A 21049-nucleotide genomic window follows, 5' to 3' on the forward strand; every position below is an offset into this window, starting at 1 on the left:
CCAAAGCCCTGTACAACTCATGTTGTGCAGGGCTTTTTTGTTAATGCAGGCTTAACCCGGTCTGCCGACGATGCAAGCATTTGCTCCACCAAAGGCCCGGTGCAGACGTGTCCGTTCGCACAAGAGAGCCCATTAGCCTGAGTCGATCTGCGTTCCCAACAAAAGATCCAGCGGCGGATTGCTCGACCCCATAACCCAAGCACTACGCGGGCGTACCCATGATTACCCTGAAACTCAACGGTCAAGACCATCCGCTCGACGTTACCGAGGATATGCCCTTGCTCTGGGCGATCCGCGACGTGGCCGGTTACAACGGCACCAAGTTTGGCTGTGGCATGGGCCTTTGCGGCGCCTGCACGATTCACATCGAAGGTGCCCCGGCGCGCAGTTGCATCACGCCGATCGGCTCGGTCGTTGGCCAGAACGTCACCACCATCGATAACCTGCATGCCGACCCGGTCGGCAAAGTCGTGCAGCAAGCCTGGCTCGATACGGCCGTGGCCCAATGCGGCTATTGCCAGGGTGGGCAGATCATGTCCGCCACCGCGCTGCTCAAGACCAACCCGAACCCGAGCGACGAACAGATTGAAGAGGCAATGGTCGGCAACATCTGCCGCTGCGGCACCTACAACCGCATCAAGACCGCCATCCGCCAGGCATCCACTCACCTGAAGGAGGCCAAGGCATGAGCCGGTTACCCGATGATTTCGCCCTGAGCAACCTCAGTCGGCGTGGTTTCCTCAAGGGTGTGGGCGCCGCCAGTGCACTGGTGGTCGCCGCGAGCTGGGGCTGGCAGGACGCATTTGCCGAAGAAGCGCAGAAAAAGTTCGGTGCCGACGGCATGCCCCACGGCTGGGTCGACGATCCCAAGGTGTATGTGAGCATTGCCACTGACGGCACGGTGACAGTGGTGTGCAACCGTTCGGAAATGGGCCAGGGCGTACGGACCAGCCTGACGATGGTGGTGGCCGATGAACTGGAGGCCGATTGGACGCGGGTCAAGGTGCAGCAGGCGCCGGGTGATGAAGTACGCTTCGGCAACCAGGACACCGACGGTTCGCGCAGCATGCGCCACTGGTACGAGCCGATGCGTCGCTGCGGTGCCGCCGCGCGGACCATGCTCGAACAGGCCGCCGCCGATCAGTGGAAAGTCCCGGTCGGCGAATGCCATGCCCAACTGCATAAAGTCATCCACAAGCCTTCCGGGCGCGAACTGGAGTATGGCGCCCTGGCCGCCGCTGCGGGCGCCCTGGCCGTGCCGGCCCGGGACAGCTTGCGACTCAAGCAGCCGTCGGAGTTTCGCTATATCGGCAAGGAAGGCACCCGGGCCATCGATGGCGACGACATCGTCAACGGTCGCGCGGTCTACGGCGCCGACGTGCATTTCGATGGCATGCTGTTCGCCACCATTGCCCGGCCGGCGGTGTACGGCGGCAAGGTCAAGAGCTTCGATGGCAGTGCGGCGATGAAAGTACCGGGGGTGGTCAAGGTCATCCAGATCGAAAGCCGTCCCTTGCCCTCGGAGTTTCAACCCCTGGGCGGCATCGCGGTGGTGGCCAGCAACACTTGGGCGGCGATCAAGGGGCGCGAGGCGCTGAAAATCGAATGGGACGATGGCCCAAACGCCAGCTACGATTCGATCGCCTACCGCAAGGAACTGGAGGCCGCCTCGCTCAAGCCCGGCAAAGTGGTGCGCAATACCGGCAACATCGACGAGGCCATGAGCAGTGCCACCAGCACCCTGGAAGCCTCCTACTACTTGCCACACCTGTCACAATCGCCAATGGAGCCGATGGTCGCCATCGCTCGCTACAAAGACGGGGTGTGCGAGGCCTGGGGGCCAAGCCAGGCGCCACAGGTTACCCGCGAGCGCATTGGCGAACGCCTGGGCATACCATTCGAAAAGGTTACGTTCAACGTGACGCTGCTGGGCGGTGGTTTCGGGCGCAAGTCCAAACCCGACTTCATCATCGAAGCGGCGATCCTGGCCAAGGAATTCCCCGGCAAGGCGGTGCGGGTGCAATGGACCCGCGAAGACGATATCCACTGTTCGTATTTTCACACCGTGTCGGCCGAATACCTCAAGGCCAGCCTGAACAAGGATGGCCTGCCCTCCGGTTGGCTGCACCGCACGGTGGCACCGAGCATCACCGCGCTGTTCGCCCCGGGCATGAACCACGAGGCTGCCTTCGAATTGGGCATGGGGTTCACCAACATGGCCTACGCGATTCCCAACATTCGCCTGGAAAACCCCGAGGCCACCGTGCATACGCGGGTGGGCTGGTATCGCTCGGTGTCGAACATCCCCCACGGCTTTGCGATCCAGAGCTTCATCGATGAACTGGCGCACAAGGCCGGGGAGGACCCGCTCAAGTACCAGGTCAGGCTGCTCGGCCCGGACCGTCAGATCGATCCGCGTAACTTGAGTGAAGAGTGGAACTACGGTGAATCGCCCGAGCGTTATCCGATCGACACCGCGCGATTGCGCACGGTGCTGGAAACCGCCGCCAAGGCCGCCGGCTGGGGCCGCGAGTTGCCCAAAGGCCGGGGCCTGGGGCTGGCGGTGCATTACAGCTTCGTGACCTACGTGGCCGCGGTGATTGAAGTCGAAGTCAAGGACGATGGCACCTTGATCGTGCACAAGGCCGACATCGCCGTGGATTGCGGTCCGCAGATCAACCCCGAGCGGATTCGCGCGCAGTTCGAAGGCGCCTGTGTCATGGGCCTGGGCAACGCGGTGCTGGGCGAAATCAGCTTCAAGGACGGCAAGGTCCAGCAGGACAACTTCCACATGTACGAAGTGGCGCGCATGTCCCTGGCGCCCAGGGAAGTCGCGGTGCACCTGGTCACGCCGCCGGGCAACGTGCCGTTGGGCGGTGTCGGCGAACCGGGCGTGCCGCCGATTGCGCCGGCCCTGTGCAATGCGATCTTCGCCGCCACCGGCAAGCGTATCCGCAACCTGCCGATCCGTTATCAATTGCAGGGCTGGCAGAAGGTCCAGGCGTGATGGACAGTGCCGATCTGAATGTCCTGCGCAGCGTGCTGGAGTGGCGCCACGCCGGCCAGCGGGTAATGTTGTACAGCGTCGTGCAGACCTGGGGCACCGCGCCCCGGGCGCCTGGCGCCATGCTGGCGCTGCGTGAGGACGGCGTGGTGATCGGCTCGGTGTCCGGTGGTTGTGTCGAGGACGACCTGATCGCCCGGTTGCATGACGGTCGCATTACGGCCGACGGGCCGCCGGTGCAACTGATCACCTACGGCGTGAGCCGTGAGGAGGCGGCGCGCTTCGGGTTACCCTGCGGCGGCACCTTGCGCTTGACCGAGGAGCGCGTCGACGATCCTGCATGGGTCGCCGAGTTGCTGGCGCGCTGCCAGGCCCATGAAATCGTCGCGCGTTCGCTGGATATCGCCACCGGTGAAGTGATTTTGCAGCCCGCCGACAGGACCGATGTGCTGGCTTTCGATGACCAGACCCTGCGGGCCATTTATGGCCCGCGTTGGCGCCTGTTGTTGATCGGTGCCGGGCAGTTGTCCCGCTATGTCGCCGAGATGGCGCGGTTGCTGGATTTCGAAGTATTGATTTGCGATCCGCGCAGCGAGTTCGTCTACGGCTGGGAGGAGCAGCACGGTCGATTCGTTTCGGGCATGCCCGATGAGGCGGTGGTGAACATCCAGACTGACGAGCGTACGGCCATCGTGGCCCTGACTCACGACCCCCGCCTGGATGACATGGCCCTGCTGACGGCCCTCGATTCCCGGGCCTTTTATGTCGGCGCGCTGGGCTCGCGCATCAACAGCCAAAAGCGTCGCGACAACCTGGCTCAGCTCGGCCTGTCGCAACAGGCCATCGATCGGCTGCATGGCCCGGTTGGCTTGCACATCGGCAGCCACAGCCCGGCGGAAATCGCCTTGTCGCTGATGGCCGAGATCGTGGCCATCAAGAATGGCATCGAACTCAAGCAGAAAAAACCGCTACGGGAGGGCATATGAGTGAATCCATCGGGGTGATCGTGTTGGCGGCGGGGCAGGGCAGGCGGTTTCGACAGGTCGCCGGTGAGGAAAAGGACAAGCTGCTGGCGGATTGCACAGGGCGCGATGGCACGGTTCGCTCGGTGATTGAACAGGTCCTGGTCAATCTGCCTGCCACCCTGGAAAAACGCATTCTGGTGACCACGGCGGATCGCCCGCAGGTGAACCGCATGGCCAAGGCCTATGGCTGCGAGATCGTCCTGATCGAATCAACCGGGATGGGGGACAGCATTGCGGCCGGTGTGGCGGCCTGTGCGCAGCTTGAGGGTTGGCTGATGATGCTGGGGGATATGCCGTTCATCCTGCCTTCAAGTATCGAACAGGTGGTGGCGAACATGGCTGATGACTGCATCAGCGTGCCGGTGCAGGCGGGTGAGTACGGGCACCCGGTGGGCTTCGGGCGCAGCTTTGGTCCGGGTTTGATGGCGTTGGCGGGTGATCGTGGCGCCAAGGCGCTTTTTGCCCAGGGGCGTGTGGTTGAAGTGACGGTGGATGATCCAGGCGTGTTGTGGGATGTGGATGTACCGCAGAAGCTGAATTTCAAGTAATCACAAATTCGCTGTGGGATCGGTGTGATGTTCGCAAATAAAAAAAGCCCCGCCCGGGATCACCAGGCGGGGCTTTTCATTAGCCGAGGAAATCAGACGAGAGGTTTAGGCTCGTGCTCTTTTTCCTGGGCTTGCTCGTGTTGCACAACCGCTTCCTGAACGGAGCGAGGGGCTTCGGCAATCACCGATTCAGCCTGCTCGGCAGCGACTTCGGCAGCCGGGGCAGGAGCTGCCTCGACCACTTCGGCAGCAGGCGGTGCTGGCTCGTCAGCGACAACCGGAGCAGCAGCGGCCGCCAATTCGGCTTCGCGCTGCAGGCGCTCTTCTTCACGCTTGCGGCGGCGCACTTCACGTGGGTCGTTCGGTGCGCGGCCACTTGGCGTCAGGGCGCTGACAGGGGCCGTTTCGACCACTGGCGCGGGCTCTTCGGCAACAACCGGTGCTTCAACCACTGGAGCAGGTTCGCCAGCCGCGACAACCGGCTCGGAGACCGACGCTTCAGCCACTTCGGCTTCGGCAACGGGTGCTGGAGCAGGCGTTTCGGCTACGGCTGGCTCGGCAACCCAGTTGAACGCGGTTTGCTCTTCGCGAACTTCACGAACAGCTTCAGTCACGGTTTCAGTGACGGTTTCGATAACCGGTTCTGCAACCACGGCTGGCTCAGCGCCAGCTTCAACCACTGGCTGTGCTTCCGGCGCTGCTGCCACTTCGATTTCTGGCGATGCGGTTACTTCGACCGGAGTCGTCGCTTCCACAACCGGAGCTTCGACCGGAGCCGATTCCTGGGTAGCGGCAGTGGCGCGTTCGGCTTGCTCGTTGGCCTGTGCTTCGGCCGGAGCGCTGATCACGGTGCTGGCAACGGCTGCGGTAACAGCCAGGCCGGCGGCCAGGTCAGCGGTGCTTGGCGCTTCATTGCTCTCGCCGGCTTCGGACTCATCCGAACCCTCGATCACGTTGCCGTTGGCGTCACGCTGACGCTCGCGACGGTTGCTGCGACGACGCTGGCCACGGGAGCGGCGGCGTGGGCGATCGCCTTCGGCGCCTTCCTGACCGTCTTCCTGCAGTTGCTCTTCGTTGCCGGTCAGCTCTTCTTCGGCAACGGCAGTCGCTTGTTCGGCACGTGGTTGACGTTCCTCACGCGGTGGGCGTGGAGCGCGTTCTTCCCGTGGCGGGCGGGCCGGGCGTTCTTCAGTGGTAGCAGTAGCAGAAGCAGTAGCTGCGGCAGCAGCGACAGGAGCAACGGCGTCCAGAGGCTCACGCAGTTCACGCACACGCTCTTCACGCTCGCCACGTGGCTTGCGATCTTCGCGTGGGGCGCGGGGTGCACGTTCTTCACGTGGCGCGCGCGGTGCGCGTTCTTCGCGGGCTACGGCCGGGGTTTCTTCGCGGGTTTCGCGAGGCTCGCGGACTTCCCGTGGCTGGCGCTCTTCGCGCGGCTCGCGGGGTGCGCGTTCCTCACGTGGGGCGCGCTCTTCGCGAGGCTTGCGCTCTTCATCGCGGCGACCGTTACGGTTGCGGCTCTGCTGGCGGCCGTTGCGACGCTCTTCGTTGCTGCGGGCTGGACGCTCGGCGGCAGCCGGTTTCTCGACCACGGCCGGAGCCACTGGCTCTTCCTTGGTGGCGAACAGGCTGACCAGCGACTTCACCAGGCCTTTGAACAGGCTTGGCTCTGGTGCGGCGACGGGTGCGGCAACCGGAGCGGCGACCACTTCGGTCGGAACCGGAGCGTTGGCGCGGGCCGGCGCCGTCTTGACTGCGGCTTCCTGGCGAACCAGGGTGCGGGTCGCAGCGGCTGGCTGGACTTCTTCGACTTCGGCAGCGGCAGCGGCGATTTCGTAGCTGGACTGGTTGATCGCGGCTTCCGGGCTGTCATCGCGCAGGCGCTGCACTTCGAAGTGTGGCGTTTCGAGGTGATCGTTCGGCAGGATGACGATGCGGGCACGGGTGCGCAGTTCGATCTTGGTGATCGAGTTGCGTTTTTCGTTGAGCAGGAACGCGGCCACCGGGATCGGCACTTGTGCGCGGACTTCGGCGGTACGGTCTTTCAGGGCTTCTTCTTCGATCAGGCGCAGGATCGCCAGGGACAGCGATTCAACGTCACGGATGATGCCGGTGCCGTTGCAACGCGGGCAAACGATGCCGCTGCTTTCGCCCAGGGATGGACGCAGGCGCTGACGGGACATTTCCAGCAGGCCGAAGCGCGAGATGCGACCGACTTGCACGCGAGCGCGGTCGGCTTCCAGGCATTCGCGGACTTTCTCTTCCACGGCGCGCTGGTTCTTGGCAGGGGTCATGTCGATGAAGTCGATGACGATCAGGCCGCCGATGTCGCGCAAGCGCAACTGACGGGCGATTTCTTCGGCAGCTTCAAGGTTGGTCTGCAGGGCGGTTTCTTCGATATCGCTGCCTTTGGTGGCGCGTGCCGAGTTGATGTCGATGGACACCAGGGCTTCGGTCGGGTCGATAACGATGGAACCACCGGAAGGCAGTTCGACGACGCGCTGGAAGGCGGTTTCGATCTGGCTTTCGATCTGGAAGCGGTTGAACAGCGGAACGCTGTCTTCGTACAGCTTGATCTTGCTGGCGTACTGCGGCATCACCTGGCGGATGAAGGTCAGGGCTTCGTCCTGGGCTTCAACGCTGTCGATCAGCACTTCGCCGATGTCCTGGCGCAGGTAATCGCGGATCGCGCGGATGATCACGTTGCTTTCCTGGTAGATCAGGAAAGGCGCGGAACGATCCAGCGACGCTTCTTTGATGGCGGTCCAGAGTTGCAGCAGGTAGTCGAGGTCCCACTGCATTTCTTCGCTGCTGCGGCCCAGGCCGGCAGTGCGCACGATCAGGCCCATGTCGGCCGGGGCAACCAGGCCGTTGAGGGCTTCACGCAGTTCGTTGCGCTCTTCACCTTCGATGCGACGGGAGATACCGCCGGCACGCGGGTTGTTCGGCATCAGCACCAGGTAACGACCGGCCAGGCTGATGAAGGTGGTCAGGGCTGCGCCCTTGTTGCCACGTTCTTCTTTTTCGACCTGAACGATAACTTCCTGGCCTTCGCTCAGGACGTCCTTGATATTGACGCGGCCTTCAGGCGCTTTCTTGAAGTATTCGCGGGAGATTTCTTTGAGGGGCAGGAAGCCGTGGCGCTCAGAGCCGAAATCGACAAAGGCAGCCTCAAGGCTTGGTTCGATGCGAGTAATCCGGCCTTTATAGATGTTGGCCTTCTTCTGCTCGCGTGCACCGGATTCGATGTCCAGGTCGTAGAGGCGTTGGCCATCTACCAGTGCAACGCGCAACTCTTCGGGTTGAGTTGCGTTAATCAGCATTCTTTTCATGTAGTACCGTCGGTTTCCGGGCTGCCGGAAACGGCGTTCGGCACACACGACTTCTCATGGTCGGTGTCAGGTGCGTCGGGAGTGGTTGGCCATTCCCGTGTCCAGCGAAATCCGGCCAATGTGGGCCTTCATCGCGACGTACGCGTCCTGCTTGCTGTGGCTACTTAAGCACTCAGTCAGGAGGAGGAATCAACCGGCGGCTGTGGACGAGATGAAGCGTCTTGATAAAGCCTATTGCTACACAGTCCAGCGGTTGTGCATCTCCACCCTACACGTATCCCTGATAATTCGGGTGCTGCCGCGCGCAGAATCCGCAGCGGGTTGGCATTTACCGTGAGCTCCGAAAGGGGAGGGTCACGCATCATGGCTAATTTAGGCGTTGTTTCCGAAGCATTCGCTCGGGGTCATTCGCAGCTGACTGCACTTTGTGAACTGGCCGTGAATATTCACTCGCAGGACGAGTCAAAACTCTGTTCCGCGGCTTGATTCAGGCCTCATGTCACCTGCGCTTGTTACACCTGCAAACTCCACCGTTACGTAGCGAAAGCCCCGTAGGACGGCCTCGCGTCCTGGTGAATTGCGATGGTCAGGGCCGGTTTTTGACCGTTGGTCCGCTGTCCAGGCCGCTTTTGGCGGCGTTCGCGACTATAGCAGCAATGATTAAGTGCTTCAATTCCATAAAAAATTGTTATCATCCGCGGCATGACGACGACTACCCCCCCGACTCCAGGCGTACAACTGCTTGAGGTCTCGCCGGAATATGCCGGCCAACGTATTGACAACTTCCTTCTCGCTCGGCTCAAAGGCGTGCCCAAGACCTTGATTTACCGCATTTTGCGCAAAGGCGAAGTGCGAGTGAACAAGGGCAGGATCAAGCCCGAATACAAGCTGCAGGCGGGCGATATCGTGCGCGTGCCGCCGGTTCGCGTGCCTGAACGTGACGAGCCGGTGCCGCTGGCCCAGGGGCTGCTGCAGCGCCTGGAAGCCTCGATTGTCTTCGAAGACAAGGCCCTGATCGTGATCAACAAGCCCGCTGGCATTGCGGTTCACGGCGGCAGCGGCCTGACGTTCGGGGTGATCGAAGCCTTTCGTCAGTTGCGCCCCGATTGCAAGGAGCTCGAACTGGTTCACCGTCTCGACCGTGATACCTCCGGCCTGCTGATGATCGCCAAGAAGCGCAGCATGTTGCGCCACTTGCACACCGCGTTGCGCGGTGATGGCGTCGACAAGCGCTACATGGCGCTGGTGCGCGGTAACTGGGCGAGCTCGATCAAGCAAATCCGTGCGCCGCTTGGCAAAAGCAACCTGCGCTCTGGCGAGCGCATGGTCGAGGTCGACGAGGAGGAGGGCAAGGAGTCCGTGACCGTGTTCAAGGTCCTGCGCCGCTTCGGCGACTTCGCCACCCTGATCGAAGCCAAGCCGATTACCGGCCGCACTCACCAGATCCGTGTTCACACCCTGCACGCCGGGCATTGCATCGCTGGCGACAGCAAATATGGTGAGGAAGGTTTCAGCAAGGAAATCCGCGATCTGGGCGGCAAGCGCCTGTTCCTGCATGCCTACATGCTGACCGTGCCGCTGCCCGATGGCGGCGAGCTGAAGTTGCAGGCCCCGGTCGACGAGATGTGGGCCAAGACTGTGGAGCGATTGAGTGCGCCCATCTGATTACAAGCTGCTGATTTTCGATTGGGACGGCACCTTGGCCGATTCCATCGGTCGGATTGTCGAGGCGATGCACGTGGCATCGCAGCGGTCCGGGTTTGCCCAGTGCGATGACTTTGCCGTCAAGGGCATCATCGGCCTCGGGCTGCCGGAGGCGATCCGTACCCTGTATCCCGACATCGGCGATGCGGAGTTGGTGGCGTTCCGTCAACACTATGCCGATCACTACATCGCCTCGGAGGCGGAGCCTTCGCCCTTGTTTGAAGGCGTGGTCGAGTCGCTCGAGGCGTTTCGGGCCCAGGGTTATCATCTGGCCGTGGCCACGGGCAAGGCCCGTCGCGGGCTGGATCGGGTGCTGAAGTCCCATGGGTGGGAGGATTACTTCGACATCACCCGTGCCGCCGACGAGACGGCCAGCAAGCCCCATCCGTTGATGCTGGAGCAGATACTCGCCCATTGCGAGGTGCGTGCGGACCAGGCGCTGATGGTGGGTGATTCGTCCTTCGATTTGCAGATGGCACGCAATGCCGGCATGGATTCGGTCGCGGTCAGCTACGGCGCGCAATCGATCGAGGCGCTGAAGCTGTTCGAGCCGCGACTGACCATCGATCGTTTTTCACAATTGCACGACTGGCTGGGCCAGCGCGCTTAATACGTTTTTGCTGGGGTAGATGGCATGGCCGACGAATGGAAAGCGCCCGCCAAGGCGAGCGCAGAGAGCGCAGAGAGCGGTGACGAAAAAAGCTGGAAGCTGCTGGAAAAGACCTTGCTGGCCGGTGTGCAGGAGCAGCGTCGCTCCCGGCGCTGGGGGATTTTCTTCAAGTTGCTGACCTTCGTGTACCTGTTTGTCGCGCTGGCGCTGTTTACGCCGCTGATGGACATGGAGAAGGCCGCTACCCGCAGCGGTAACTACACCGCGCTGATCGACATCACCGGCATGATCGCCGACAAGGAGCCGGCCAGCGCCGACAATATCGTGGGCAGCCTGCGGGCTGCCTTCGAGGACGATAAGGTCAAGGGCGTCATCCTGCGCATCAACAGCCCGGGCGGCAGTCCCGTGCAGTCGGGCTACGTCTATGACGAGATCCGTCGTCTGCGGGGTCTGCATCCGGATACCAAGCTGTACGCGGTGATTTCCGACCTGGGCGCTTCCGGGGCGTACTACATTGCCAGTGCGGCCGATCAGATCTATGCGGACAAGGCGAGCCTGGTGGGTTCCATCGGCGTGACAGCGGCCGGCTACGGTTTCGTTGGCACCATGGAGAAGCTGGGTGTGGAGCGTCGCACCTACACCTCGGGCGAGCACAAATCCTTCCTTGATCCGTTCCAGCCGCAGAAGCCTGAAGAAACGGCGTTCTGGCAGGGCGTGCTCGACACCACTCACAAGCAGTTCATCAATAGCGTCAAGCAGGGTCGTGGCGACCGCCTGAAAGACAAGGAGCATCCGGAGCTCTTTTCCGGACTGGTCTGGTCGGGTGAGCAGGCACTGCCGCTGGGGTTGATCGATGGCCTGGGCAATGCCAGTTCGGTTGCGCGTGATGTGATTGGTGAGAAGGAGTTGGTGGACTTCACCGTTCAGGAATCGCCGTTCGACCGCTTCTCGAAAAAGCTCGGTGCCAGCGTGGCTGAACATTTGGCGATGTGGATGGGCTTTAACGGTCCCTCATTGCGCTGATTTCCCAAAGCATAAAAAAACCGGCCCTTGCCGGTTTTTTTGTGAGCTCACGTAACCCTGTAGGAGCTGGCTTGCCAGCGATGGCGTCCTGAGGATCGATGCAGGATTCAAGGTCGATCGATCGCCAGCAAGCCGGCTCCTGCAGAGGGGTGGGGTCAGGGAATCTGCACGCCCTCGGCCAGCAGCATGTCCACCAGGCGAATCAACGGCAGGCCGACCAGGCTGGTAGCGTCAGGCCCTTCGGTGCTTTGAAACAGGCTCACCCCCAACCCCTCGGCCTTGAAGCTGCCTGCGCAATCGTAGGGTTGTTCGGCGCGCAGATAGCGTTCGATGCGTTCGCTGTCGAGTGTGCGCATGTGGACCGTGAAAGGGATGCAGTCGACCTGGCAGTGGCCGGTCTGGCTGTTGAGCACGGCCAACCCTGTCAGGAAGGTCACGCTGGCGCCGCTGGAAGCCAGGAGTTGCTCGCGGGCTTTTTCGAAGGTGTGGGGCTTGCCGATGATCCGGTCGCCGAGCACCGCGACCTGGTCGGAGCCGATAATCAGATGAGCGGTATGGCTGGCGGCCAGTGCCCGCGCTTTCTGTTCGGCGAGCCTTTTGACCAGCTCGATGGCGGATTCTCCAGGGCGATGGCTTTCGTCGATATCCGGCGAGCTGCAGCTGAATGGCAGCTGCAGGCGGGCCAGCAAATCCCGGCGATAGACCGAGCTGGAAGCGAGTAATAAAGGCAGCATGCGCAACTCCAAATGACAGGCACGAATTCTAGCGAGGCTTCCAAGTGACGGACAGGGCTGAATTTCCTTTGACATGGGCGGGTGCATCCCTATAATGCTGCGCCTATGTTGAATGACCCGATTCCACCTCACGTTGACCCGCGCAAATTGGCTGATCGTGGCACCACCCTCCAGGGTGAAATGCTGCTGGCCGATTTGAAGAGACTCTGCGACCCGCTTTCCGACAATGTCGGTACGGTGCAGGCTAAATTCGTTTTTGAACGAGATGAACGTAAATCTGTGGTCATCCACAGCTTTATCGACACCGAGGTCAAAATGGTTTGCCAGCGTTGTCTTGAGCTGGTCACCCTGCCGATCCATAGCGAATGCAGTTACGCTGTGGTGAAGGAGGGTGCGAATACCCAGTCGTTGCCGAAAGGTTATGACGTGCTGGAACTGGGCGAAGATCCATTGGATCTGCAGTCACTGATCGAGGAGGAGCTTCTGCTCGCCTTGCCCATTGTGCCTGCTCATCATCCGGAAGAATGCCAGCAGCCGGCGGGAGCAGATGAGCCCGAACCGAGCGAGGACGAGGTAACGCGGTCCAACCCGTTCAGTGTATTGGCGCAGTTAAAGCGTGACCCAAACGTTTAGGAGTTAATCAATTATGGCTGTTCAGCAGAACAAAAAATCCCGCTCTGCCCGTGACATGCGCCGTTCGCACGACGCTCTCGAGGCTAGCACCCTGTCTGTAGAAAAAACCACTGGTGAAGTTCACCTGCGTCACCACGTATCGCCAGAAGGCGTATACCGTGGCCGTAAAGTGATCGACAAGGGCGCTGACGAGTAATCACTTGTCCGCTCAAGTCATCGCGATTGACGCAATGGGCGGGGACTTCGGTCCCCGCAGCATTGTCCAGGCCAGCCTTGCTTGCCTGTCTGCCACGCCCTCGCTGCACCTGACCCTCGTCGGTCAACCCTCCCTCCTTGAAGAATTGATCGCTGGCCAATCGGCTGTGGATCGCGCGCGCCTGTCGATTGCTGCGGCCTCCGAAGTCATCGCCATGGATGAAAAACCTGCCCAGGCGCTGCGCGGCAAGCCCGACTCGTCGATGCGCGTGGCCCTTGAGTTGCTGCGCGACGGCAAGGTTCAGGCCTGCGTCAGCGCCGGTAATACCGGGGCGCTGATGGCGTTGTCGCGATTCGTGCTCAAGACCTTGCCGGGCATCGATCGACCAGCCATGGTGGCGGCGATCCCGACGCAGAAAGGTTACTGCCAGTTGCTCGACCTGGGCGCCAATGTCGATTGCAGCGCCGAACATCTCTTGCAGTTCGCGGTGATGGGTTCCGTCGCGGCGGAAACCCTGGGCATCGTGCGTCCGCGCGTGGCGTTGCTGAATATCGGCACCGAGGACATCAAGGGCAATCAGCAGGTCAAGCTGGCAGCAACCCTGCTGCAAGCAGCCCGTGGCATCAACTACATCGGTTTTGTCGAAGGCGACGGGTTGTACCGTGGTGAAGCGGACGTCGTGGTGTGCGATGGTTTTGTCGGCAACATCCTGCTCAAGTCCAGCGAAGGCCTGGCCACCATGATTGCCGGGCGCATCGAGGCGTTGTTCAAGAAAAACCTGCCATCACGCATGGTCGGAGCCTTGGCCTTGCCCCTGATGAAGCGCCTGCAGGCCGACCTGGCACCCGCGCGGCATAACGGCGCGAGCTTCCTCGGTTTGCAGGGGATTGTCGTAAAGAGTCACGGTTCTGCGGGGGTCCAGGGCTTTCAAAGTGCCATTTCCCGTGCTCTGATCGAGATTCAGGAAAACCTGCCGGAACGCATCCACGGTCGTCTGGAGGATTTGTTGCTTTAGGCGTTTTCGTCGGACAATGCTTAAATGTGACCGCTTGGTTCAATTGGCCATCCAACTGTCAGTTTCTTGCGTCCCCCGAGTGGGACGCCAATTCTCCGACGACCAGATCATTAGGGGCTTGTTACATGTCTGCTTCCCTCGCATTCGTCTTTCCGGGACAGGGTTCGCAGTCCCTCGGCATGCTGGCCGAGTTGGGCGCGCAATACCCGGTCGTCCTCGACACATTCAAAGAAGCTTCCGATGCCCTGGGTTACGACCTGTGGGCCCTGACCCAGCAAGGGCCGGAAGAACAACTCAACCAGACCGATAAAACCCAGCCGGCGATCCTGACCGCTTCGATCGCCTTGTGGCGTTTGTGGCTGGCAGAAGGCGGCGCGCGTCCGGCTTATGTCGCCGGTCACAGCCTGGGTGAGTACAGCGCTCTGGTGGCGGCTGGCAGCCTGAGCCTGGCGGACGCGGTGAAGCTCGTCGAGCGCCGTGGCCAACTGATGCAGGAAGCCGTTCCGGCCGGGCAGGGCGGCATGGCTGCCATCCTCGGCCTGGAAGACGCCGACGTACTGGCTGCCTGTGCCGAAGCGGCGCAGGGCGAAGTGGTCAGCGCGGTCAACTTCAACTCCCCGGGGCAAGTGGTCATCGCCGGCGCGAAGGCGGCGGTCGAGCGTGCCATCGAAGGCTGCAAGGCCCGTGGCGCCAAGCGCGCCATGCCGTTGCCGGTCAGCGTGCCGTCGCACTGCGAACTGATGCGTCCGGCAGCCGAGCGTTTCGCCGAATCGATCGCAGCGATCGATTGGCAGGCCCCACAGATCCCCGTGGTACAGAACGTCAGCGCCCAGGTGCCGGCGGATCTGGAAACCCTCAAGCGTGATCTGCTCGAGCAACTGTACAAGCCAGTACGCTGGGTAGAATCCGTGCAGACCCTGGCCGCCAAAGGCGCGATCAATCTGGTCGAATGCGGCCCTGGCAAAGTACTGGCCGGTCTGAACAAGCGCTGCGCCGAAGGCGTATCGACTTCCAATCTCAATACCCCAGACGCTTTCGCTGCCGCCCGCGCAGCGCTGGCCTGAATCAGGAGAAGCTTGCATGAGTCTGCAAGGTAAAGTTGCACTGGTCACCGGTGCGAGCCGCGGTATCGGCCAGGCCATCGCCCTGGAACTGGGTCGTCAGGGCGCCATCGTTGTCGGCACCGCGACCTCCGCCTCGGGTGCCGAGCGCATTGCCGCCACCCTGAAGGAAAACGGCATTCAGGGCACTGGCCTTGAGCTCAATGTCACCAGCGACGAGTCCGTGGCGGCTGTCCTGGCGAGCATCCAGGCACAGTTCGGTGCACCGGCGATCCTGGTCAACAATGCCGGCATCACCCGCGATAACCTGATGATGCGCATGAAAGACGACGAGTGGCATAGCGTGGTCGATACCAACCTGAACAGTCTGTTCCGCCTGTCCAAGGGCGTTTTGCGCGGCATGACCAAGGCTCGTTGGGGACGAATTATCAGTATTGGCTCGGTTGTGGGTGCCATGGGCAACGCAGGCCAAGTAAACTACGCTGCCGCCAAGGCCGGCCTGGAAGGTTTCAGCCGCTCTCTGGCGCGTGAAGTCGGTTCGCGTTCGATTACGGTAAACTCGGTGACCCCAGGGTTCATCGATACCGATATGACCCGCGAGCTGCCCGAGGCACAGCGTGAAGCCTTGCAGACGCAGATTCCGCTGGGTCGTCTGGGGCAAGCTCAAGAGATCGCGTCTGTGGTCGCTTTTCTTGCGTCGGACGGTGCGGCTTACGTTACTGGGGCTACAATCCCGGTGAACGGCGGGATGTACATGAGTTAAATGTGACGGATCGTTTCAAAAAAATGTCATACGAGCTGTCTAAAATCCGTTATAAAGCTGCAATCTATTTATAGGCAGCCGGTCACCGGGTTAGAGGAGTGAAGCTTTCAGTTGAAAAGCTGAAAAGTCTTTCTATACACTTACCCACTGGCCAGCTGCCTGAATTTGTCCATTAGGAGTGAAAACAAGGTATGAGCACCATCGAAGAGCGCGTCAAGAAAATCGTTGCCGAGCAACTGGGCGTTAAAGAAGAAGAAGTGGTCAACACTGCTTCCTTCGTTGAAGACCTGGGTGCTGACTCCCTTGACACCGTTGAGCTGGTGATGGCTCTGGAAGAGGAATTCGAGACCGAAATCCCTGACGAAGAAGCTGAGAAGATCACTACTGTACAAGCTGCAATCGACTACGTTACTAGCCACCAGGCGTAATAGTTTGTAATCGTTGCTCGCTGTCATGGAAAAACCGCACTGCCATCATGGCGTGCGGTTTTTTCTTTAGGCCTGATGCAAAGTCGTCATTTGAAAAAAGGAGAGTGCTGTGTCGCGTAGACGCGTCGTAGTCACCGGTATGGGTATGTTGTCGCCACTGGGCACTGATGTGCCGAGCAGCTGGCAGGGCATTCTGGCTGGCCGCAGTGGCATTGGTCTGATCGAACACACCGACCTTTCTGCCTATTCCACCCGTTTTGGCGGCTCGGTAAAGGGCTTCAATGTCGAGGAATACCTGTCGGTCAAGGAAGCTCGCAAGCTCGACCTGTTCATTCAGTACGGTCTGGCCGCAGGTTTTCAGGCAGTGCGCAATGCCGGTCTGGAAGTGACCGACGCCAACCGTGAGCGCATCGGCGTGGCCATGGGTTCGGGTATCGGTGGGCTGACCAACATCGAAGAAACCAGTCGCACCTTGCATGAGACCGGCCCGCGACGGATTTCTCCGTTCTTCGTGCCTGGCTCGATCATCAACATGATTTCCGGTTTCCTGTCCATCCACCTGGGGGCACAGGGACCTAACTATGCTATCGCCACGGCGTGTACCACCGGTACGCACTGCATCGGCATGGCTGCTCGCAACATCATGTACGACGAAGCCGACGTGATGATCGCCGGCGGCGCCGAAATGGCCGCCTGTGGCCTGGGCATGGGCGGTTTTGGCGCCTCCCGTGCACTGTCGACCCGCAACGACGAGCCGACCCGCGCCAGCCGTCCATGGGACAAGGGCCGTGATGGCTTTGTATTGTCCAATGGCGCCGGTGCGTTGGTCCTCGAAGAGCTGGAACACGCCAAGGCCCGGGGCGCGACCATCTATGCCGAACTGATCGGTTTCGGTACCAGTGGCGACGCCTACCACATGACGTCACCGCCCGCCGACGGTGCCGGGGCTGCGCGCTGCATCACCAACGCACTGCGTGACGCCAAGATCAATGGCGATCAAGTGCAGTACATCAACGCCCACGGCACCTCGACCCCCGCTGGCGACCTCGCTGAAGTCAATGCGATCAAGTCGGTGTTCGGCGAGCACGCCTACAAGATGGCCGTCAGTTCGACCAAGTCGATGACCGGGCACTTGCTGGGCGCGGCGGGCGCGGTCGAGGCGATCTTCAGCGTGCTGGCGATCAACAGCCAGGTGGCGCCACCGACCATCAACCTCGACGAGCCGGACGAAGATTGCGACCTCGACTTCGTGCCGCACACCGCGCGCAACATGGATATCGATGTGGTCCTGTCCAACTCCTTCGGGTTTGGCGGAACCAACGGCTCGCTGGTGTTCCGCCGGTTCGCAGGCTGATGGACAGCTGGGTCGACGGTCAGCCGGCTGACGCATTGTCGCTGAAGGATCGCGGCCTGGCCTATGGCGACGGTCTGTTCGAGACCATCGCCGTGCATGATGGCTTTCCGGTCCTGCTGGATCGTCATCTGGTGCGGCTGGCCAGGGGCTGCCGGCGGTTGGCGATCAATCTTGATCAGGGTGCTGTGGTCGCGGAATTGTTGACCTATGCCGAGCAATTGAACGAAGGTGTAATCAAGCTGATCGTTACCCGCGGCGACAGCCTGCGCGGTTACGCTTTCGATCCTTCGGCCCAGGCCCGCCGTATCCTGTCGGGTAATCCTCCTGCGATTTACCCGGATGCCCATTCAGAGCAGGGCATTCGCCTGTTCCCGTGCACCACGCGACTGTCCTTTCAGCCCCTTCTGGCAGGGCTCAAGCACTTGAATCGTCTTGAACAGGTGATGGCGCGCGCCGAATGGCAGGATACCGAACATGCCGAAGGCTTGATGCTCGATCAGGCCGGTCGCGTGATCGAGGGCGTTTTCAGCAACCTGTTCCTGGTGCGTGACGGCGTGTTGATCACAGCGGATTTGAGCTGCTGCGGCGTAGAAGGTGTGATGCGTGCCGAGTTGTTGTCTCAGGCCGAATCTTTGGGCAACCCCGTACAAATCACCGATATCACGCTCGAGCAGCTGCAAGACGCTGACGAAGTCTTTGTCTGCAACAGCGTGTATGGCGTTTGGCCGGTGCGCGCCTATGCAGCACTGAGCTGGCCGGTTGGCCCGCTCACCCGTAAACTCCAAACCATTGCCCGCGCGCTACTGGATGCTTGATACGTGAGACGTAAACTCTTGCTGCTGCTGGAAACCGGACTGGTTCTGGCGGGGCTGACGTTAGGTGCTTCTGCCTGGAAAATTCACTCGGCGCTGGTGCAACCGCTGAATATCACACAGGAAGAACTGCTGGAGGTGCCCAAGGGCACCAACCCGAACCGCACCTTCCTGCGCATGGAAGCCGATGGCGTCATCAAGGACGCCTTCTGGTTGCGTGTCTATTGGCGCTTCAACTTGCCTAAACAGCCGTTGCACAGCGGCGAGTACCGCATGACGCCCGGCATGACCGTCGAAGGTCTGATCGATCTGTGGAAGCGCGGGGAAATGGTGCAATACAGCCTGACCCTGGTCGAAGGCTGGAACTTCCACCAGGTCCGAGCGGCGCTGGCCAAGGAAGAAAAGCTTGAGCAAACCCTGAACGGCCTGAGCGACAGCCAGGTCATGGAAAAGCTCGGTCATAACGGGATCTTTCCTGAAGGGCGATTCTTTCCTGACACTTACCGCTTCGTGCGGGGCATGAGCGACACCGAGCTGCTGAAAACCGCTTACGAGCGCCTCGACGAAGTGCTGGCCAAGGAGTGGAATCAGCGTGCGGCCGACCTGCCTTACTCTGGGCCCTATCAAGCCCTGATCATGGCCTCTCTGGTGGAGAAGGAAACCGGCGTGCCACAGGAGCGCGGGCAGATTGCCGGCGTATTCGTGCGTCGCATGGCGATCGGCATGCTGCTGCAAACCGACCCGACGGTGATCTATGGCCTGGGTGACCGTTACAACGGCAAGCTGACCCGCGCCCATCTCAAGGAAGCGACTCCTTACAACACCTACATGATTGCCGGTCTGCCCCCAACTCCGATTGCCATGGTCGGCCGTGAAGCCATCCACGCGGCGCTCAATCCGGTGGAGGGCAGCAGCCTGTACTTCGTGGCTCGCGGCGATGGCAGCCATGTATTCTCCGATGACCTGGACGCGCACAACAACGCCGTGCGAGAGTTCCAGCTCAAGCGTCGTGCCGATTACCGTTCCAGCCCGGCGCCAGTGACCACGCCTGAAACGTCCGAAGCGCCGGATACCCAGGCGCCGCAAACCGAGACGGCGCAACCCGAGGCTCTCGAAGCTCCCGAAGCTCCCGAAGCTCCCGAAGCTCCCGAAGCACAACCCCCTGTCCCGGCGGCTTCTCGCGAGCCAGCGCCCGAGGCTGCACCGCCTGTGCCAGGGCAAGAGCCTGCACCTCATGTGCCGGAACCGTCATCAGAGCCAGAATCGGTGCCGGAACCGAATGCAACAACACCGCAAAGCCCGCAATGAATCTGACTAAGGACTGCCTGTGACTGGCTTGTTTATTACGCTGGAAGGCCCGGAAGGCGCCGGCAAGAGCACCAATCGCGAATACCTGGCCGAACGCCTGCGTGCGGCCGGTATCGAGGTGGTGCTGACCCGCGAACCGGGTGGCACGCCACTGGCCGAACGCATCCGCGAAGTGCTGTTGGCGCCGGTCGACGAAGTCATGAACCCGGACACCGAGCTGTTGCTGGTGTTCGCGGCGCGTGCCCAGCACCTGGCCGAAGTCATTCGCCCGGCGCTGGCCCGTGGTGCCGTGGTGTTGTGTGATCGCTTCACCACAACGCTATTTTTTAAGGGGGAGGAATGTAAACGTCCTTGGAGGTTAGGACGAAATCGCGGATTTATAGGAAGATCCGCCGTAACTATGGAGCTCTGGGCTGCCTAGTACCTCCTCGCTGAACCAATCATAGCACTGATCTCGAAAAAAAAGTAAACCCCCCTCCGTTTCGGTGTTTCTCAACATCAAATGTAAACCTACCTTCGCGATGTGAACGGCGTAGTCCATGCGTTGAGAGCAAAAAAAGCCTCAAGCCTGCGTATTTCGGGGACTTTCAAGTTTACATTTCGCCAGACAAGCGCATCCAAGCGGTTCTTTGCCCACAAACCGAATGCGAGAGGTCACCATGCCTTTGAGCAAAGATGGTGTGATGAGCGTGTTTTAGCTTCTGAGAAATCGAATCGACTGATGAAGAAAAGGTGGGGCGAAAGGCAGACTGGATTGCTCAGTGCCCTCTGGCTGTCCAGAGCTCTTCTAAGGGGCCAACAGCGCGAGTTTTGTACGTGAGGAAATTGTGCTCAGCTTGAGAGCGCCATGGGCTCTCTGTCGTGCTGTCACGTCCAACGAGACGGAAGGTGCCTGAGCTGCTAAGGATAAGCTGATAAAAATCACTCGATTCTTCTGTGCCAGTGCTTATGAACGGTAGCCGTAGAGATACCTAATTCATCTGCGATCTCTTTTTGAGTAAGTCCTTGCTCGCGCAATGAGTGGACTTTGGTGGTCATAAGCAGGCCTTTCTCTGTTGGCGATAGCCTAGGGGTGGCTGTTTCCTCTCGAAGCTCATCGATGGCGCCAACTTCAGTTAGGTACTGAATTTCGGCGGTCAGGCGCGAGAGCGTTACATCCATCGGCTCTTCGTTCCGGCTGCAAATTGCCATAGCGAATATCGCCAAAGGATCAACTCCTAAGGCTGTGGCAATCTGATCAAGCTTCTCCAGCGTCACGCCAGAGCGCCCACTCTCCAGCAAGGCTAAGTAACTTCGGCTGGTCACATTAGCCAGGTCATCCTGGCGAAGCTCCTTGGCCCGACGCGCAGCCCGTAACGCTTTTGCGAATGCCTGACTCAACGACATTGAAGACCCTCAAAAACGAGGATCAGGCCATGTTGATTGATTAGCTGCCACCCTATATATTGTACGTAGCTAATTTCTGGTTTGCAGCGCTCACATTCACTAAAAGCCTGATG

The 21049-nt window shown here is 60.7% G+C and carries 19 protein-coding genes and 1 pseudogene; 17 read left to right on the forward strand and 3 right to left on the reverse strand.

What is annotated here, in order from left to right:
* The first annotated feature begins 218 nt into the window (after positions 1-218).
* The 4 genes from ACYP2Q_RS14710 to ACYP2Q_RS14725 are packed head-to-tail and all read left to right on the forward strand — an operon-like array spanning position 219 to position 4577.
* Entirely contained in the window at positions 219-689 is a 471-nt protein-coding gene (locus tag ACYP2Q_RS14710) for a (2Fe-2S)-binding protein (protein WP_323608675.1), read from the forward strand.
* A complete protein-coding gene (locus tag ACYP2Q_RS14715) occupies positions 686-3007 on the forward strand; it encodes a xanthine dehydrogenase family protein molybdopterin-binding subunit (protein WP_459731114.1) in 2322 nt (773 codons plus the stop codon). Before ACYP2Q_RS14710 ends, ACYP2Q_RS14715 begins: the two co-directional genes overlap by 4 nt.
* Positions 3007-3990, forward strand: a complete 984-nt coding sequence (locus ACYP2Q_RS14720; protein WP_459731115.1) for an XdhC family protein — start codon at positions 3007-3009, stop codon at positions 3988-3990. Before ACYP2Q_RS14715 ends, ACYP2Q_RS14720 begins: the two co-directional genes overlap by 1 nt.
* Entirely contained in the window at positions 3987-4577 is a 591-nt protein-coding gene (locus ACYP2Q_RS14725) for a nucleotidyltransferase family protein (RefSeq protein WP_459731116.1), read from the forward strand. The genes ACYP2Q_RS14720 and ACYP2Q_RS14725 overlap by 4 nt, the downstream gene beginning before the upstream one ends.
* Positions 4578-4669: 92 nt before the next feature.
* Here the strand turns inward: ACYP2Q_RS14725 and rne are convergent, their stop codons facing one another.
* A complete protein-coding gene (rne, locus tag ACYP2Q_RS14730) occupies positions 4670-7909 on the reverse strand; it encodes a ribonuclease E (protein WP_459731117.1) in 3240 nt (1079 codons plus the stop codon).
* 702 nt (positions 7910-8611) lie between these two features.
* Between rne and rluC the strand changes: the two genes are divergently transcribed.
* Genes rluC through ACYP2Q_RS14745 form a run of 3 tightly spaced genes read left to right on the forward strand, consistent with a single transcriptional unit; the run spans position 8612 to position 11246 of the window.
* A complete protein-coding gene (rluC, locus tag ACYP2Q_RS14735) occupies positions 8612-9574 on the forward strand; it encodes a 23S rRNA pseudouridine(955/2504/2580) synthase RluC (RefSeq protein WP_274072956.1) in 963 nt (320 codons plus the stop codon).
* Positions 9561-10223 carry an HAD-IA family hydrolase gene (locus ACYP2Q_RS14740; RefSeq protein WP_459731118.1) on the forward strand — a complete coding sequence of 221 codons (663 nt, stop codon included), beginning with the start codon at positions 9561-9563 and terminating at the stop codon, positions 10221-10223. Before rluC ends, ACYP2Q_RS14740 begins: the two co-directional genes overlap by 14 nt.
* A gap of 24 nt (positions 10224-10247) precedes the next feature.
* Positions 10248-11246: a S49 family peptidase gene (locus ACYP2Q_RS14745; RefSeq protein WP_459731119.1), complete on the forward strand. Its 999-nt coding sequence runs from the start codon at positions 10248-10250 to the stop codon at positions 11244-11246.
* Between the two features lie 155 nt (positions 11247-11401).
* Here ACYP2Q_RS14745 and ACYP2Q_RS14750 read toward each other — a convergent pair whose 3' ends face one another.
* Entirely contained in the window at positions 11402-11980 is a 579-nt protein-coding gene (locus ACYP2Q_RS14750) for a Maf family protein (RefSeq protein ID WP_459731120.1), read from the reverse strand.
* Between the two features lie 105 nt (positions 11981-12085).
* Between ACYP2Q_RS14750 and ACYP2Q_RS14755 the strand changes: the two genes are divergently transcribed.
* The 10 genes and pseudogenes from ACYP2Q_RS14755 to tmk all read left to right on the forward strand — a co-directional run.
* Positions 12086-12613 carry a YceD family protein gene (locus tag ACYP2Q_RS14755; RefSeq protein WP_008066540.1) on the forward strand — a complete coding sequence of 176 codons (528 nt, stop codon included), beginning with the start codon at positions 12086-12088 and terminating at the stop codon, positions 12611-12613.
* Between the two features lie 13 nt (positions 12614-12626).
* Positions 12627-12809, forward strand: coding sequence for a 50S ribosomal protein L32 (gene rpmF, locus ACYP2Q_RS14760; RefSeq protein WP_003179396.1), 183 nt, complete (start codon positions 12627-12629; stop codon positions 12807-12809).
* Positions 12810-12813: 4 nt separating this feature from the next.
* The gene (gene plsX / locus ACYP2Q_RS14765) at positions 12814-13824 is read left to right on the forward strand and encodes a phosphate acyltransferase PlsX (protein ID WP_459731121.1); all 1011 of its coding nucleotides are present in this window, start codon (positions 12814-12816) and stop codon (positions 13822-13824) included.
* 125 nt (positions 13825-13949) lie between these two features.
* A complete protein-coding gene (fabD, locus tag ACYP2Q_RS14770; RefSeq protein WP_459731122.1) occupies positions 13950-14888 on the forward strand; it encodes an ACP S-malonyltransferase in 939 nt (312 codons plus the stop codon).
* Between the two features lie 16 nt (positions 14889-14904).
* Complete coding sequence (fabG, locus tag ACYP2Q_RS14775; protein WP_274072961.1) at positions 14905-15648, forward strand: 3-oxoacyl-ACP reductase FabG; 744 nt, start codon at positions 14905-14907, stop codon at positions 15646-15648.
* Positions 15649-15839: 191 nt separating this feature from the next.
* Positions 15840-16076 (forward strand): acyl carrier protein, encoded by a 237-nt coding sequence (gene acpP / locus ACYP2Q_RS14780; protein ID WP_003175607.1) that lies wholly within the window; start codon positions 15840-15842, stop codon positions 16074-16076.
* A 109-nt stretch (positions 16077-16185) separates the two neighbouring features.
* The gene (gene fabF / locus ACYP2Q_RS14785; RefSeq protein ID WP_459731123.1) at positions 16186-17430 is read left to right on the forward strand and encodes a beta-ketoacyl-ACP synthase II; all 1245 of its coding nucleotides are present in this window, start codon (positions 16186-16188) and stop codon (positions 17428-17430) included.
* Positions 17430-18245 (forward strand): aminodeoxychorismate lyase, encoded by an 816-nt coding sequence (gene pabC, locus ACYP2Q_RS14790; RefSeq protein WP_459731124.1) that lies wholly within the window; start codon positions 17430-17432, stop codon positions 18243-18245. Before fabF ends, pabC begins: the two co-directional genes overlap by 1 nt.
* A gap of 3 nt (positions 18246-18248) precedes the next feature.
* Entirely contained in the window at positions 18249-19550 is a 1302-nt protein-coding gene (gene mltG / locus ACYP2Q_RS14795) for an endolytic transglycosylase MltG (RefSeq protein ID WP_459731125.1), read from the forward strand.
* A 19-nt stretch (positions 19551-19569) separates the two neighbouring features.
* Positions 19570-19875: pseudogene (gene tmk / locus ACYP2Q_RS14800) on the forward strand (dTMP kinase); the annotation flags it as partial.
* A 596-nt stretch (positions 19876-20471) separates the two neighbouring features.
* Here the strand turns inward: tmk and ACYP2Q_RS14805 are convergent.
* The gene (locus ACYP2Q_RS14805; RefSeq protein ID WP_459731127.1) at positions 20472-20936 is read right to left on the reverse strand and encodes a helix-turn-helix domain-containing protein; all 465 of its coding nucleotides are present in this window, start codon (positions 20934-20936) and stop codon (positions 20472-20474) included.
* Between the last annotated feature and the right edge of the window lie 113 nt (positions 20937-21049).

Source organism: Pseudomonas sp. MHK4, assembly GCF_054600775.1.